This is a genomic window from Pseudomonas sp. 210_17 TE3656 (genome assembly GCF_054821965.1).
Genome location: NZ_JBTRBC010000001.1, coordinates 2,065,475 through 2,081,770 on the forward strand (window position 1 = coordinate 2,065,475; position 16,296 = coordinate 2,081,770).

12 protein-coding genes and 2 tRNA genes are annotated in these 16,296 nt (G+C 61.8%); 4 read left to right on the forward strand and 10 right to left on the reverse strand.

The features are described from left to right. Window positions 1-192 precede the first annotated feature (192 nt). The 4 genes from ACVI9W_RS09795 (at window position 193) to ACVI9W_RS09810 (ending at window position 3,211) form a co-directional block, all read left to right on the forward strand. Window positions 193-279: transfer RNA gene (locus tag ACVI9W_RS09795), tRNA-Leu, on the forward strand. 87 nt (window positions 280-366) lie between these two features. Continuing rightward, window positions 367-453, forward strand: a tRNA-Leu gene (locus ACVI9W_RS09800). Between the two features lie 176 nt (window positions 454-629). After that, window positions 630-1,643 carry an extracellular solute-binding protein gene (locus ACVI9W_RS09805; RefSeq protein WP_157194417.1) on the forward strand — a complete coding sequence of 338 codons (1,014 nt, stop codon included), beginning with the start codon at window positions 630-632 and terminating at the stop codon, window positions 1,641-1,643. Next, complete coding sequence (locus ACVI9W_RS09810; protein WP_461529892.1) at window positions 1,643-3,211, forward strand: ABC transporter permease; 1,569 nt, start codon at window positions 1,643-1,645, stop codon at window positions 3,209-3,211. Before ACVI9W_RS09805 ends, ACVI9W_RS09810 begins: the two co-directional genes overlap by 1 nt. Window positions 3,212-3,315: 104 nt before the next feature. On the opposite strand, the gene ACVI9W_RS09815 is transcribed toward ACVI9W_RS09810, so the two are convergent. The 10 genes from ACVI9W_RS09815 to ACVI9W_RS09860 form a co-directional block, all read right to left on the reverse strand. Next, entirely contained in the window at window positions 3,316-5,250 is a 1,935-nt protein-coding gene (locus tag ACVI9W_RS09815) for a methyl-accepting chemotaxis protein (protein WP_461529893.1), read from the reverse strand. Window positions 5,251-5,388: 138 nt separating this feature from the next. Further along, window positions 5,389-6,678, reverse strand: a complete 1,290-nt coding sequence (locus ACVI9W_RS09820; RefSeq protein WP_461529894.1) for an adenylosuccinate synthase — start codon at window positions 6,676-6,678, stop codon at window positions 5,389-5,391. Window positions 6,679-6,732: 54 nt separating this feature from the next. Then, entirely contained in the window at window positions 6,733-7,920 is a 1,188-nt protein-coding gene (locus tag ACVI9W_RS09825) for an ATP phosphoribosyltransferase regulatory subunit (protein WP_038615200.1), read from the reverse strand. A 278-nt stretch (window positions 7,921-8,198) separates the two neighbouring features. Continuing rightward, a complete protein-coding gene (gene hflC, locus ACVI9W_RS09830) occupies window positions 8,199-9,065 on the reverse strand; it encodes a protease modulator HflC (protein ID WP_461529895.1) in 867 nt (288 codons plus the stop codon). Further along, entirely contained in the window at window positions 9,065-10,225 is a 1,161-nt protein-coding gene (gene hflK, locus ACVI9W_RS09835; protein WP_038615204.1) for an FtsH protease activity modulator HflK, read from the reverse strand. The genes hflC and hflK overlap by 1 nt, the downstream gene beginning before the upstream one ends. 96 nt (window positions 10,226-10,321) lie before the next feature. After that, window positions 10,322-11,623: a ribosome rescue GTPase HflX gene (hflX, locus tag ACVI9W_RS09840; protein ID WP_461529896.1), complete on the reverse strand. Its 1,302-nt coding sequence runs from the start codon at window positions 11,621-11,623 to the stop codon at window positions 10,322-10,324. Window positions 11,624-11,635: 12 nt separating this feature from the next. After that, complete coding sequence (gene hfq, locus ACVI9W_RS09845) at window positions 11,636-11,896, reverse strand: RNA chaperone Hfq (protein ID WP_028945676.1); 261 nt, start codon at window positions 11,894-11,896, stop codon at window positions 11,636-11,638. A 97-nt stretch (window positions 11,897-11,993) separates the two neighbouring features. Next, window positions 11,994-12,965: a tRNA (adenosine(37)-N6)-dimethylallyltransferase MiaA gene (miaA, locus tag ACVI9W_RS09850; protein WP_461531812.1), complete on the reverse strand. Its 972-nt coding sequence runs from the start codon at window positions 12,963-12,965 to the stop codon at window positions 11,994-11,996. 1 nt (window position 12,966) lies between these two features. Next, window positions 12,967-14,874 carry a DNA mismatch repair endonuclease MutL gene (gene mutL / locus ACVI9W_RS09855; protein WP_461529897.1) on the reverse strand — a complete coding sequence of 636 codons (1,908 nt, stop codon included), beginning with the start codon at window positions 14,872-14,874 and terminating at the stop codon, window positions 12,967-12,969. Then, the gene (locus ACVI9W_RS09860; protein ID WP_461529898.1) at window positions 14,871-16,295 is read right to left on the reverse strand and encodes an N-acetylmuramoyl-L-alanine amidase; all 1,425 of its coding nucleotides are present in this window, start codon (window positions 16,293-16,295) and stop codon (window positions 14,871-14,873) included. Before ACVI9W_RS09860 ends, mutL begins: the two co-directional genes overlap by 4 nt. Between the last annotated feature and the right edge of the window lies 1 nt (window position 16,296).

Here is a 16,296-nt window from a genome sequence, read left to right on the forward strand (position 1 = left end):
CAGCCCTCTCAGAGCCCCCTGGATGCTGCCAAAACCATCATAAGGAACAATGACTTGAAAATTTTAAGATTTTTTCTGCACGGGGCTTTACAGCTCTCAGAGGCATCCGTATAGTGCGCACCACAACGACGGACAGCGTCGTTATAGTTGAGATGCAACCTGATGTGAAGCATCATGTGACCTCAGCGAAATGCCCAGATGGTGAAATTGGTAGACACGCCAGCTTCAGGTGCTGGTGACCTTACGGTCGTGGAAGTTCGAGTCTTCTTCTGGGCACCAATTTCAAATCTTAGAACTGCCCCGCGCTTCTGAGATTTACTGCAACACGCTACACTGTTTTCGTTACAAGCTACACCGCTTCATTTTGCCCAGATGGTGAAATTGGTAGACACGCCAGCTTCAGGTGCTGGTGACCTTACGGTCGTGGAAGTTCGAGTCTTCTTCTGGGCACCAATTCAGATCAAACCCGCGAAAGCGGGTTTTTTCGTTTCTGCCCTCCTCGTTTTCTTGCTTGCTGCCTCGAAACAACCGATAGCCTGCTCATGAAATTCCTCTCATGCAGGCATCTGAGAAGCGATATCGTTTATCATTGTTTCCAGATATGTAGCCGCAAGCGAGGAAGTACCCGCATGACGTTCCGCAATGCCCCCCTATTGCGCGGCCTGGCCGTTTCTCTTTTGACCCTGCTGCTCGGCGCTCCCGCCGCCATGGCCGCCGATCCTGTTTCTCTGACCCTGTACAACGGCCAGCACAAGGAAATCGGTGATGCCATCGCCAAGGCCTACGAGGCCAAGACCGGCATCCACATCAACATCCGCAAGGGCAGCAGCAACCAGCTGGCCAGCCAGATCATCGAAGAAGGCGAGCGCTCGCCAGCCGATGTCATCTACACCGAAGAGTCGCCACCGCTGAACAACCTGGGCGAGCTCGGCCTGCTGGCCAAGATCGACGAGTCGACCCTGCAGGTACTGCCCAAAGAATTCGTCGCAACCAACGGTACCTGGATGGGCGTGACCGCACGCACCCGGGTGGTGGCGTTCAACCCGAAAGTCATCGACGAGAAAGAGCTGCCACCTTCGGTGATGGACTTCGCCAGCCCCGAATGGGAAGGCAAGATCGGTTTCGTGCCGACCAGCGGTGCATTCCAGGAACAGGCCGTGGCCATTCTCAAGCTGCACGGCCGCGACGCCGCCGAAGAATGGCTGACGGGCCTGAAGGCCTTCGGCAAGACCTACACCAACAACATGGTTGCCCTCAAGGCCGTGGAAAACGGTGAAGTGGCGGCGGTGCTGGTCAACAACTACTACTGGTACGCCCTGAAAAAAGAGCGTGGCCAGCTGGATTCGAAACTCTACTACCTGGCTGACGGCGACGTCGGCGGCCTGATGACCATTTCCGGCGCCGCTGCCGTGAAGGCCAGCAAACACCCGAAAGAAGCCCAGGCACTGCTGGCCTGGATGGCCAGCGAAGAAGGTCAGCGCGTGATCACCCAGACCACCGCCGAGTATCCGTTGCACAAAGGCATGGTTTCGGACCAGGGCCTGAAGCCGTTCGAAGACCTGCGCCCACCGAAAATCACCCCGGCCGATCTGGGTAACGCTGAAGAGGCCCTGGAGCTTGAACGCGAAGTTGGCCTGCTCTGATGAGTGCAGCCGTACCCGCACCCGCACTGAGCCGCCGCTACGTCCCCAAGCGCAAGCGCCCTTCGATCTGGGTTGTGCTACCGGTGCTGTTGCTGGTCGGCCTGAGCCTGCTGCCCCTGCTCTATGTCGCCCTGAAAGCCTGGGAAGCCGGCTGGCGGGAAGCCTTGCACCTGCTCTGGCGCCCGTTTGTCTGGGGCCTGATGCGCAATACCCTGATGCTGATGGCCGGCGTCACCCTGGCCTGCATGGCCCTGGGCGTGTCACTGGCCTGGCTACTGGAGCGCAGTGACCTGCCAGGACGGCGCTTATGGGGCGTGATTCTGTGCCTGCCTTTCGCCGTGCCGGCCTTTGTCAGCGGCTTTACCTGGGTATCCCTGAGCCCGCGCTTCGAAGGCCTGGGCGGCGCCATTCTGGTGATGAGCCTGTCCAAGTACCCGCTGGTGTTCCTACCAGTGGCGGCAACCCTGCGCAACCTCGACACCTCCCTGGAGGAATCGGCGCGCACCTTGGGGCAAAATCGCTGGGGCGTGTTCTTCAGAATCACCCTGCCACTGCTCTGGCCATCGATTCTCGGCGGCAGCCTGCTGATCGCCCTGCACATGCTGGTGGAGTTCGGCGCCCTGTCGATCCTCGGCCTGCAGACATTCACCACGGCGATCTACCAGCAGTTCGAACTGGAGTTCAGCAACGCCAACGCGGCGATGCTGTCCGCAGTGCTGTTGTTCATGTGCCTGCTGATGCTCTGGTTTGAGCTGCGCGTACGCGGCAAGGCGCAGCATGTACGCATTGGCCAGGGCGTGGCGCGACGCGGCGCACCGATTCGCCTGCGCGCCTGGATGCCAGCGGGGCAACTGTATTGCCTGATCCTGGCACTGCTGGGCAGCGGCATTCCGCTGGGCATGCTGGGTTACTGGTTGAGCGTTGGTTCGTCCGCAGCCTTTCCGGTTGCCGACATCAGCCGTGCGCTGTTCTCGTCGCTGTCGCTGTCGCTGGGTGGCGCCGGCCTGAGCTTGCTGCTGGCGCTGCCGGTCAGTTTCCTGGTGGTGCGCTACAAAGGCCGCCTGGCGATCTGGGCCGAGCGTTTGCCCTACCTGCTGCACGCTCTGCCCGGCCTGGTGATCGCCTTGACTCTGGTGTACTTCGCCCTGCACTACGTGCCGGCGCTGTACCAGACCACCGGATTGTTGCTGCTGGCCTATGCCCTGTTGTTTCTGCCACTGGCCCAGGCGCCGGTACGCACGGCACTGAACAAGGCGGCACCGCAGCTTGAAGAAGCGGCGCGCACCCTTGGAGCGACGCAGTTCACGGCATTCTGCAGAGTCACCCTGCCGATTATCTTCCCGGCCCTGGCGGCAGCATTTGCCCTGGTGTTTCTCGATGCCATGAAGGAGCTGACCGCAACCCTGCTGCTCAGCCCGACCGGCATGACCACCCTGGCCACTGAAGTCTGGGCGCACACCGCCAACGTCGAGTTCGCGGCGGCGGCACCTTATGCAGCGCTGCTGATTCTGGTGTCGGGGCTGCCGGTGTATTTGTTGACTACGCGGATGTATCTGAATCGCGCTTGAAAGCCTCTGGGGCTGCTTGCGCAGCCCATCGCCGGCAAGGCCAGCTCCCACAAAATCAGCTGCACACCATCTGTGGGAGCCGGCCTTGCCGGCGATTGGCCCTATCAGGCACGGAACTGCCCAAGGCTGGCCTTGAGCTGCGCCGCCAGGTCATCCAGCACCTTGCTACTGGCAGTGGTCTGCATCACCACCTCGGCAGCACGCTCGGCCTGGGCATGAATGGTCTGCACCCGTCCACGCACAGCCTGAGCACCTTGCGCCTGTTGCTCGGCCGCACGGGTAGCCAGGCCAATCGCCGCATGTACCTGCTCAACCGAGGCCTGCAACGACTGCTGCAAGCGCGCATTGTCACGCAGCACCAACAGACCTTCGCTGGCCTGACGCCCAGCCTGACTGATCGCCGCGACCGCTTCCTTCGCCCCTTGCTGCAGCGCGCCGATATGCGCCTGGATATCGCCGGTTGAGCTCTGGGTCTTGCTCGCCAAGGCCCGCACTTCGTCAGCGACCACGGCAAAGCCGCGCCCGGTCTCACCGGCCCGCGCCGCCTCGATCGCAGCGTTGAGCGCCAGCAGGTTGGTCTGCTCGGCGATACCGTGAATCACCGTCAACACCACCTCGATCTGCTCGCTTTGCTGAGCCAGGCGCTCGATGACTTTCGAGCCAGTCTCGACCTGCCCGGCCAGCTCTTCGATGAGCTTGGCCACCTGGGTCGAAGTCCGGCTGTTTTCGTCGGTGGCCTGACGGATATCCACCACTTGCTGCAACGCCGACTGCATGGCGTGGCTCTCGGCCTGGGCCTCATCGGCCATGCTCGACAAGTCGCGCAGGCTGGCCGCCACTTCGTCACGCTGCAATTCAGCCGCAGCATCGGCACCGGCATTGCGCTTAGCCATGACGCCGATCTCGACGCCCGTGCGCTGTGCCACTTCACCTGCCTCACGGACAATTGGCTGCAACTTGTCGACAAACTGGTTAACCGCGGCCGCCATATCGCCAATCTCGTCGCGGCTGTCGATGGTCACGCGCTTGGTCAGGTCACCTTCACCCGCCGCCAGATCGTTCAGCGCAGCGATCAGCAGACGCAGCTTGTTGACCACCCGCCGCCCCAGCACCACCGCCACCACCAGCAGCACGCCGAGCCCGACCAGCGCCAGGCCTACGCCTATATTCCAGCGCAGCGTTGCCGCAGCCTCCTGGACACTCTGCGAGGTGTTGGCCTGCATGCCAGCAGCACTGGCCTGTGCCGCCTCCAGGCGCGCGCGCAGGGCCTTGTTACTGTCTGCTGCGGCGCCCACCAGGCTCTCGCCAACCAACTGATCACCACTGGCGATCAAGGCCGAGAAGCGCTTGTCGAGGGCGACCAGTTCGGCATCCACTGCCGCGGTGGAAACGCCCATCAGTACCTTGCCGATCTCGACGCCGTTAGGGCTGATCGATGCCTCGACGAAGTACACCGAGGGATCATTGCGCGCAGCGTCGAGGACCTTGTCCAGCGCTCGTTCACCCTGGCCCTTTTCCAGCAAGACCTGGTTGATCGGGTTCTGCCGGTTCAGGTAACGGGTCAGGTGCTGCCCCTGGGCATCGTCGTACACCACAAACAGCACACTGGGGTTGCGCTGGGCACGCCGGGAGAACTCCGACAGGGTCGGCACATCGTTGTCCCACATGGCCCGCGGGGCGACCGAGGCCAGCAGTTCAGCCATGTCATTGGCCGAGTCCTTGAGATTTTTCTCCAGGGTCGCCCGCAACTGGGCCTGCTCGCCTTGCAGACGAGCCGAAAGCCCAGCGGTCAGACGCTGGCGGGTACTGGCAGAAAGGCTATCGAGCCCGGCACTGACTTCCTGCCCGGCCTGCTCGAGCTCGGCGGACAATTTCTGGCTATCGGCACCCAATCGCTTGCCCAAATCGGCCTCGAGTGTGGTGACCGTGCTCCGGGTCAGCGCGACCGCGACCAGCACCTGCACCAAAAGAGCGATACCAAGGGCAACAAAGACCGGCCGCAACAGGCGGCTTCGTAACAGTGAGAGAACGGCAGACACGTAAGAACCCTCTACTACTGGGGCCATTAAAATGATGGCAACCCGAAAGCGATTCTTACAGCAAAGGTTGTGCCGAACAGCAGGCAGAAACGACAAAGGCCCCTATGAAGGGGCCTTTGCTTTTACATCAATCGCGACTCAGGCGAACGGGTGACGCAGCACGATGGTCTCGTTGCGGTCCGGGCCGGTGGAGACGATGTCGATTGGCGCGCCGATCAACGCTTCAATGCGCTTGATGTAAGCACGAGCGTTGGCTGGCAGCTCTTCCAGGGTCTTGGCACCCACGGTCGATTCGGTCCAACCCGGCACTTCTTCGTACACAGGCTGCAGACCCACGTAGCTGTCAGCGTCAGTCGGAGCAACGTCGTTACCTTCTGCATCTTTGTAGCCGACGCAGATGTTGATGGTTTCCAGACCGTCGAGCACGTCCAGTTTGGTCAGGCAGATGCCCGAGATGCTATTCACATCGATAGCGCGACGCAGGATAACGGCATCGAACCAGCCGCAACGACGAGCACGGCCGGTCGTCGCGCCAAACTCGTGACCTTGTTTAGCCAGATGCGCACCTACCTCGTCGAACAGTTCAGTCGGGAATGGACCCGAGCCTACGCGCGTGGTGTAAGCCTTGGTGATGCCCAGGATGTAGTCCAGGAACATAGGGCCAACACCCGAACCGGTAGCGACACCACCAGCGGTGGTGTTCGAACTGGTCACATAGGGGTAGGTACCGTGGTCGATGTCCAGCAACGAACCTTGGGCGCCTTCGAACATGATGTCTTTGCCAGCGCGACGCAGGTCGTGCAGCTCAGCGGTAACGTCCAGCATCAGCGGCTTGAGCAGCTCAGCGTATTCTTTGCATTCAGCCAGGGTCTTGTCGAAGTCAATGGCTGGCTCTTTGTAGTAACCGACCAGCATGAAGTTGTGGTACTCCACCAGTTCACGCAGCTTGTCTTCAAAGCGCGGCATGTTGAGCAGGTCGCCAACACGCAGGCCACGGCGCGCGACCTTGTCTTCGTAGGCTGGGCCGATGCCGCGACCGGTAGTACCGATCTTCAGCTCGCCGCGCGCCTTTTCACGGGCCTGGTCCAGCGCAACGTGGAAGGACAGGATCAGCGGGCAGGACGGGCTGATACGCAGGCGCTCGCGCACCGGTACACCCTTCTCTTCCAGCTTGGTGATCTCACGCAGCAGGGCGTCCGGTGCAACCACCACGCCGTTGCCGATCAGGCACTGTACGCCTTCGCGCAGCACGCCAGACGGGATCAGGTGCAGCACGGTCTTTTCACCGTCGATCACCAGGGTGTGGCCCGCGTTGTGGCCACCTTGGTAGCGCACTACGGCGGCAGCATGTTCGGTCAGCAGATCAACGATCTTGCCTTTGCCCTCATCACCCCACTGGGTGCCCAGGACTACGACATTCTTACCCATAACACTTGTCCTCATTCGCGCAAACTTGGCGCCGGCTCGTACCGGCGGGGAATCTCAAATGGCCAGCGGCAGTACCTGCCAAAGCCCGTTTTGCTGAATCAATTGCCGATCGCAATCCGCCTCGACGGCGGCAGTCAATGGCTGCCCAGGCAATGCCTGAACCACCCGCTGACCTTCACTGCGCAATTGGCAGACCAACTGCCAGAGTGCTGCATCGCTGCTGTCGGGCATCCAGATCCCGCCAGACGGCAACACAACCTCGGCCCGCCCCAGTGTGACCAGGGTCTTCAAATCCGTGGAGAAACCGGTAGCCGGGCGCGCCCGGCCAAAGTCCGCTCCGATGTCGTCGTAACGACCGCCCTGGGCGATCGACTGACCAACGCCCGGGACGAAGACGGCAAACACTACGCCAGTGTGGTAGTGATAACCGCGCAATTCGCCCAGGTCGAAATACAGCGGCAGCTCTGGATAGCGAGCTGCCAGGCGCTCGGCGATGGCCAGCAGGTCATCCAGGGCTGCCAGCACGGCAGCCGGCGCACGTCCCAGACGCACGCGCGCCTCGGCCAGCACTTCACGACCGCCGCACAGCTCAGTCAGCGAGCGCAGCATGGCGGCAAGATCCGCCGGCAGGTTGGCGGTCAGCTCGATCACTTCATCGATAGCCTTGCGCTGCAGGGCATCGAACAGCTGCTGTTCGACCGCGCCAGACAAACCGGCCGCACGGGCCAGGCCGCGATAGATACCGACATGACCGAGGTCCATGTGCACATCCGGCACGTCGGCCAGTTGCAGCATGGCCAGCATCAGGCTGATTACTTCAACGTCGCTGACCGGGCTGGCGTCGCCGTACAGCTCGGCACCGAGCTGGATCGGGCTGCGCGAAGTCGACAGCGCACGCGGCAAGGCGTGCAGCACGCTACCGGCATAACACAGACGGCTCGGGCCTTCACGACGCAGGGTGTGCGCATCGATGCGCGCGACCTGCGGGGTGATGTCGGCACGAAAACCCATCTGCCGACCCGACTGTGGGTCAATGACCTTGAACGTGCGCAGATCCAGGTCCTGGCCGGCACCGGTAAGCAGCGATTCCAGGTACTCGATATGCGGAGTCACGACGAACTCGTAACCCCAGCTCTGGAACAGATCCAACACCTGACGACGCGCGATCTCGATGCGCGCCGCCTCAGGTGGCAGTACTTCTTCGATGCCATCTGGCAGCAGCCAGCGGTCTACCGTTGCCATTACGCCATTTCCCCTTTGGTCCGGGCGGCCTGCCCGCAGGCTTGCCTTGAGTGAAGCAGGTATCGCCAAACTATGACGCGCAGCACTGATTCCAGCGCAACCGCCGTGCCGATACCCTCAAATACCTTGGGCTGCGCTGTAGACCGGCGACGGCTCGCGGCCGTTCGGTCTTGCAGACGCAAAAAAGCCGGGAATTTCCCGGCTGCCGCATCATACACCCGTTTTCTCGCAGGATCACCCCGCCAGGCGTTTTAACCGCCCGGTGGGGTGCAACCTGACTACTTGGCCTTGTCCATGAAGCGGAAGAACTCGCTGCTCGGATCGAGCACCAGTACATCGCTCTTGTTGGCAAAGCTTTCGCGGTAGGCCTTGAGACTGCGGTAGAACGCGTAGAAGTCCTGGTCCTGACCATAGGCCTTGGCGTAGATCGACGCCGCCTGGGCATCACCATCACCACGGGTCTCTTCCGATTCCCGATAGGCTTCGGCCAGCAGGACACGGCGCTGACGGTCGGCGTCGGCACGAATACCTTCGGCCAGCTCGTTACCCTTGGCGCGGTGTTCGCGGGCCTCACGCTCACGCTCGGTGCTCATACGCTCGAACACGCTGCGGTTTACTTCCTTGGGCAGGTCGATGGCCTTGACGCGAACGTCGACCACTTCGATACCCAGCTCCTTGCTGGCCATACGGTTCAGCGAGGCAGTGATGTCAGCCATCAGCGCGTCACGTTCACCGGAAACCACTTCGTGCAGGGTACGTTTACCGAACTGGTCACGCAGGCCGCTTTCCAGACGGCGCGACAGACGTTCGTCGGCGATCTGCTTGAGGCCCGAAGTCGCGGTGTAGAAACGCTCGGCGTCCTTGACCCGCCACTTGGCGTAGGCATCGACCATCACCGCTTTCTTTTCCAGGGTCAGGAAGCGCTGGGTCGGGGCGTCCAGGGTCATCAGGCGGGCGTCGAACTTGCGCACCTGGTTGACGTACGGAATCTTCACATGCAGGCCAGGCTGAACATCGGTCTGAACCACACGACCGAATCGCAGCATTACCGCACGCTCGGTCTGCGAGACGATGTAGAAGCTGTTCCAGGCCACGATCGCCAGCACCACGCCAACGATCAGGGCGATCAGCGATTTATTGCTCATCAGCGGCTCTCCCTAGTACGCAACTGTGTTTGCTGCTGTTGCAGCTCAGCTGCCGCGCGATTGGCCGCGTCGTTGGCCGAAGCCGGGACGCTTACTGGAACACTGCTGCTACGGCTGCCTTCAACCATCTTGTCCAGCGGCAGGTACAGCAGGTTGCTCTGGCCATCCTTACCGGAAACCAGGACCTTACTGGTGTTGCTGTAGACTTCCTGCATGGTGTCCAGGTACAGACGCTGACGGGTCACTTCAGGTGCCTTGCGGTACTCGGCGACCAGCTTGGTGAAGCGATCAGCCTCACCCTTGGCGCGCGAGACGACTTCGTCGCGATAACCGTTGGCATCCTCGATGATCCGCTGGGCCTGACCACGCGCTTCCGGCACCACGCCATTGGCGTAGGATTCGGCCTGGTTGCGGGCACGCTGCTCGTCTTCACGGGCACGGATCACGTCGTCGAAGGCTTCCTGCACTTCACGCGGGGCTGCCGCGCTCTGTACGTTGACCTGGGTGACGGTGATACCGGTACGGTAGGTATCGAGGAAACGCTGCAGGCGCTCCTTGATTTCCACGGCCATCTGCTCACGACCTTCGGTCAGTACCTTGTCCATGGCGGTGGAACCCACCACATGGCGCAGGGCGCTGTCGGTCGCATGCTGCAGGCTGACTTCAGGCTGATCGACGTTCAGCACGAAATCCTGCAGGTTGGTGATCTTGTACTGCACGGTCAGCGGCACTTCGACGATGTTCTCGTCTTCGGTGAGCATCTGCCCCTGCTTGGTATAAGCACGCTCACGCGTGACGTTTTCCATGTACTTGCGATCGATCGGCGGGAAGTAGATGTTCAGGCCCGGCCCTACGGTTTCGTAGTATTTACCGAAGCGCAGCACTACCGCCTGCTCCTGTTCGTCGACCACATACACGGCGCTGTACAGCCAGATAGCTGCCAGCACGGCCAGACCGATGCCGAGCAGGCCGAAGCCACCGCCCTTGCCGATGCCGTTGTCACCGCCGCGTTTTTTACCACTGCCGAACATGCCGTTCAGGCTGTCCTGCAGCTTGCGGAAGGCCTCGTCAAGATCCGGCGGCCCTTTCTTGTCGCCACCACGGCGCCCGCCCCACGGATCCTGATTGTTCGAGTTGCCACCCGGCTCATTCCAAGCCATAGCGCTCTCCATCTGATAAAGCAAAGACGCACCCACGGCGCGCCGTCCAATGCTACAGAATGCCTGTCACGGCTGCCCGACCGCGTCGCCGGGCTTTTATTGCAAAGTGTGTTGCTCGATGAACTCCGCCGGCTTCAAGCCTTCGCGAGTGACCAGGCGATTGAACTCGACCCGCGACACCCGAATGGCTAGAAGACTGCTGCCTTCATCGTCGTGCTCTTCGCCCTGCACTGCGCCCAATGCAAAGAATTGCGCGCGCAATCGCGCGAAACGCTGTTCAAGGCGCAAGGTTCCGATAAACAGGTCATCCCCCAGCAACTCGGCGACTGCCTGCCCCACCAGTTCCAGGCCGCGCCCATCACGCGCCGAGACCCAGACCCGCTGCGGCTTGCCGTCGGCATCGCGCTGAATCTGTGGCTCGACACCCTCAAGCAGGTCGAGTTTGTTATAGACCTCGAGGATCGGCAAGCCTTCTGCACCAATCTCCCCCAACACCGCCATGACCTGCTCGATCTGCTCCATGCGATCAGGCTCATGGGCGTCGATCACATGCAGCAGTAGATCTGAGTTGCTCGACTCTTCGAGCGTAGCCCGAAAAGCTTCGACCAGCTTGTGTGGCAGGTGGCGAATGAAACCCACGGTATCGGCCAGCACGATCGGCCCGACGTCGTCGAGCTCAAGCCGGCGCAGGGTCGGGTCGAGGGTCGCGAACAACTGGTCGGCCGCGTAGACCTCGGATTGGGTCAGGGCATTGAACAGGGTCGATTTGCCGGCGTTGGTATAGCCGACCAGGGACACCGACGGGATATCTGCCCGCTTGCGCCCGCGGCGAGCCTGCTCGCGCTGGCTGCGGACCTTCTCCAGCCGCGCCTTGATCTGGCGCAGACGCACCCGCAACAGGCGCCGGTCGGTTTCCAGCTGGGTTTCACCCGGGCCGCGCAGACCGATACCGCCTTTCTGCCGCTCAAGGTGTGTCCAGCCGCGTACCAGCCGCGTGCTCATGTACTCAAGCTGAGCCAGTTCGACCTGCAGCTTGCCTTCATGGGTACGCGCCCGCTGGGCGAAGATGTCGAGAATCAGACCGGTGCGGTCAAGCACGCGACACTCGAAGGCTCGCTCGAGGTTACGTTCCTGACTGGGGGTGAGGGTGTGATTGAAAATCACCAAATCTACCTGCTCGGCTTTGACCAGGTCGCGCAACTCCTCGACCTTGCCGCTGCCAATCAGGTATTTGGCGGTGGGCTGATGTCGCGCCACATTGGCGAACACGACTATATCGGCCCCAGCCGACAGTGCCAGCTCCCGAAACTCCTGCGGATCTTCGCGCGCCTCAGGGTTCTGACCTTCCAAGTGAACGAGGACTGCCCGCTCACCACCACCGTGGCGCTCAAAGAACAAAGCAGACTCCTATCAGGCGTTACCTGGCTCAGCGTCGCCATGCTCGGATTCGGATGCGCTTGGCAGACGGATCGGACGCACAGGAACCACTGTCGAGATAGCGTGCTTGTAAACCATCTGGCTGACGGTGTTTTTCAGCAGGATCACGAACTGGTCGAAGGATTCGATCGTGCCTTGCAGCTTGATGCCGTTAACCAGATAGATCGAAACCCCAACTTTTTCCTTTCTCAAAGTATTCAAGTAAGGGTCTTGTAGCGAATGCCCTTTTGACATATGCCGCACTCCTGTAAGGATCAATAGTAAAAAAAATCAAAGAAAAACTGATGGCTCAAGCCGCCCCACCCCAAGGATAGACGGCAATTACAAGGACTCAGCCCAATATGGAGACCGATCCCAGGTATTTCAAGGTGCGAGACAGATTGTCGCAAGCCAGGCTGTCCAACCAATGCAGGTCAGCCCAACTACGCAACCAGGTGAATTGCCGTTTCGCCAATTGGCGAGTGGCAATAATGCCGCGCTCCTGCATTTCAACTGATGTTAACTTGCCATCAAGATGATCCCAGACCTGGCGATAACCAACCGCCCGTATAGACGGCAGTCCCGCGTGCAAGTCACTTCTGGCTCGCAGCAATCGGACCTCGTCAACGAAGCCCTGTTCCAGCATTTGCCCAAATCGTAGCGCAATCCGCTCGTGCAACACGTGACGGTCGGCAGGCGCAATGGCCAGGCTGGCGACAGTATAGGGCAAATGACCCGCCGCCGAAGGGCCTGCGGCGCTACTTTCCGCGGATTGACGCTGGCGATGAGCCGTCATTGTCAGGCCGCTGACCCGATAAACCTCGAGCGCGCGAATCAGGCGCTGGGGGTCATTGGGGTGAATTCTCGCTGCCGATTCCGGGTCGACCGCTGCCAACTGTTGGTGCAGCCCTTGCAATCCAAGGCGTGCAGCCTCTTCTTCGAGTTCGGCACGCACCTGCGGGTCGGCCGCGGGCATGTCGGCCAGGCCTTCGAGCAGGGCCTTGTAATAGAGCATGGTGCCACCGACCAGCAGCGGTATTTTGCCGCGTGCGGTGATATCGGCCATGGCCTCCAGTGCATCACGACGAAAATCGGCAGCCGAATAGCTCTGGGCCGGGTCGAGAATATCGATCAGGCGGTGAGGATGGGCCGCCAGCACCTCTTTGGAGGGCTTGGCCGTGCCAATGTCCATGCCCCGATAGACCAGCGCCGAATCGACACTGATCAACTCGCAAGGCAGTACCTTGGTCAGCTCGATGGCCAGATCGGTCTTGCCCGCCGCGGTCGGGCCCATCAGGAATATCGCGGGAGGTTTGCCACTCATTTTATCGACCGCGCAGGAACAGTTTGTCCAGATCGTCCAGGCCCAGTTGGGTCCAGGTCGGTCGGCCATGGTTGCATTGGCCACTGCGCTCGGTGTTTTCCATGTCGCGCAGCAGGCCGTTCATTTCTGCCAGCGCCAGGCGCCGGTTGGCGCGGATGGCACCGTGGCAGGCCATGGTGCCGAGCAGTTCGTTCAAATGCGCCTGAATCCGGTCACTGGTGCCGTATTCCATCAGATCGGCCAGTACATCCTGGACCAGGCGGTTGGCTTCGGCCTGCTTGAGCAGTGCCGGGATCTGGCGGATCGCCAGGCTTTCCGGGCCCAGACGCTGCAATTCGAAGCCCAGGCGCTGGAACCATTCGGCATGCTCTTCGGCGCAATCGGCTTCACGCTGGCTCAGCGCCAGGGATTCTGGCACCAGCAGCGGCTGGCCGCTGAGCCCTTCGCTGGCCATGGCCACTTTCAGGCGCTCGTACATGATGCGCTCATGGGCCGCGTGCATGTCTACCAGCACCAGACCCACGGCGTTCTCGGCAAGAATATAGATGCCCTTGAGCTGCGCCAGGGCGTAGCCCAGCGGCGGGATATCACCCTGGCTGTCAGGCAGTGCAGCGGGCGCGGCCTCGTTCAGCGGCGCAAAAAATTCACGGTAGACACCCTGCGCCTCGGCAGCCGGTAGCGCCTGGGCCGGACGCGGGGTGTACTGATACTGGTATGCGCCACCACCGCCACTGCCGTTGCCAGTGCCCATGGGCCGCACGCCCGGCTCGGCCAGCGGCTGCTCAAGCAGGTTGGCCGCCAGGCGCATCTCGCCCTGAGGGCCGAACTCGCCGGCCTGGATACCGCTGGGGCGGATGATTTCGCTGGTCGCGGCAGGCGCGGCCAGTTGATCTTCCGGACGCACGTCGGCCAAGGCCCGGTGCAAGGTGCCATAGAGAAAGTCATGGACCATACGCCCGTCGCGAAAACGCACTTCATGCTTGGTCGGGTGCACGTTGACGTCAACGCCGGTGGGGTCGACCTCGAAGAACAGCACGAACGTCGGGTGCCGGCCGTTGAACAGTACATCGCGATAGGCCTGGCGCACCGCGTGGGCAACCAGCTTGTCGCGCACCGCACGACCGTTGACAAAGAAGTACTGCAAATCGGCCTGGCTGCGCGAGAAAGTCGGCAAGCCAACCCAGCCCCACAGGTGCAAGCCATTGCGCTCGACTTCGATCGGCAATGCCTGCTCAAGAAAGCCCGGGCCGCAGATCGCCGCCACGCGCCGGGCGCGTGCAGTGTCATCCTGGGCTTCGTGCAGACTGAGAATGCTCTTGCCGTTGTGGCGCAGGTGAAAACCTACATCAAAGCGCGCCAGCGCCAGGCGCCGGATCACTTCCTGCAGGTGATCGAATTCGGTTTTCTCGGTCTTGAGGAACTTGCGCCGGGCCGGGGTGTTGAAGAACAGGTCACGCACTTCGACCGAGGTGCCGACCGGATGCGCCGCCGGCTGCACCCGCGGTGCCATGTCGCGGCCTTCGGTTTCCACCTGCCAGGCCTGTTCGGCGTCGCGGGTTCGCGAGGTCAGGGTCAGGCGTGCGACCGAGCTGATCGATGCCAGCGCCTCACCACGGAAACCCAGGCTCATGACCCGTTCGAGGTCTTCCAGGTCGCGAATCTTGCTGGTGGCGTGACGGGCCAGGGCCAGCGGCAGGTCGTCGGCGGCGATACCGCTGCCATCGTCGCGGACCCGCAGCAATTTCACGCCACCCTGCTCGACTTCCACGTCGATGCGCCGGGCACCGGAGTCGAGGCTGTTCTCCAGCAACTCCTTGATGACCGACGCCGGGCGTTCGACCACCTCACCGGCGGCGATCTGGTTCGCCAGCCGCGGGCTGAGCAGCTCGATCCGTGCGCTATCGCTCATTGCTGGGACGCCAGGGCAGTAGTAGGGATATGCAGGCTCTGGCCGACCTTCAACTCATCGGTCTTGAGGTTGTTGGCAGACCGCAGGCTGGCCACATTGACCTGATAACGCACGGCGATCATCGCCAGCGTCTCGCCCGGCCGCACGCTGTGTTCGCGCGGCCCCTGGGCAATCTTGCCGCTGTCACGCAGGAAGGCGATGTAAGTGCCTGGCGGCGGGTTCTGCTGGAAGAACTGGCGCACGCCGCTATGAATCGAGCGTGCCAACGATTGCTGGTGGCTCGGGGTGGCCAGTTTGGCCGCCTCGTTGGCGTTGGAGATAAAGCCGGTTTCCACCAGGATCGACGGGATGTCTGGCGACTTGAGCACCATGAAGCCCGCCTGTTCGACCCGGCGCTTGTGCAGCGGCGTAACCCGGCCCATGTTGCCCAGCACCTTCTGCCCGACGTTGAGGCTGGAGCTCAGCGACGCGGTCATCGACAGGTCGAGCAGCACGCCGGCGAGCATGCGGTCCTTGTCATCAAGGCTGACGTTGCCAGCACCACCGATCAGGTCTGAACGGTTTTCACTGTCTGCCAGCCAACGTGCGGTTTCCGAGGTGGCGCCGCGATCGGACAGGGCGAACACCGAGGCACCGAAGGCGGCCTTCGACGGTGCGGCGTCGGCGTGGATCGAGATGAACAGGTCGGCGCCCTTCTTGCGGGCGATCTCGGTACGCTTGCGCAGCGGAATGAAGTAGTCGCCGGTACGCGTCAGTTCGGCGCGGAAGCCTTTCTCGCTGTTGATCTGACGCTGCAGCTCTTTGGCGATCGACAGCACGATGTCTTTTTCATGCTGGCCCTTGGAGCCCGAAGCCCCTGGGTCTTCGCCACCATGACCGGCATCGATGGCGATAACGATGTCACGCTTGCCATTGGGCACAGGGGTCAGCTTGATTGCCGGCTGCGCTGGCGTCACCGGCACAGCGGGGGCAGTGGCAACCGGAGGGGTTGGCGGTGGTGAGACGGCGTCGGCGGCCTGGTCGAAAAGGTCGACTACCAAACGATTGCCATACTGGGCGTTAGGCGCCAGGGTGAAACTCTTGGGGGTCACCGACTTGCTCAGGTCCACGACCACACGCAGGTCGGTAGGTGTACGCTGGGCCGAGCGCACACTGGTAATCGGGGTGTTGGAAGTCGACACGGTCAAGGGCGCGGCCAGGGTCGCACCGTTGATGTCGATAACCAGGCGATCCGGGGCGGTCAGGGTAAAGACACTGTGCTGCACAGGCCCTGAGAGGTCGAACACCAGCCGCGTGTTATCCGGCGCTCGCCACAAACGCATACTTTTGACTTGCGTGACGGCCAGAGCATCAACAGTCACCGCCGTAAGCAGCAATCCTACGACCGCAACCAGTGCGCGAATGCGCATACCTATCCCCATT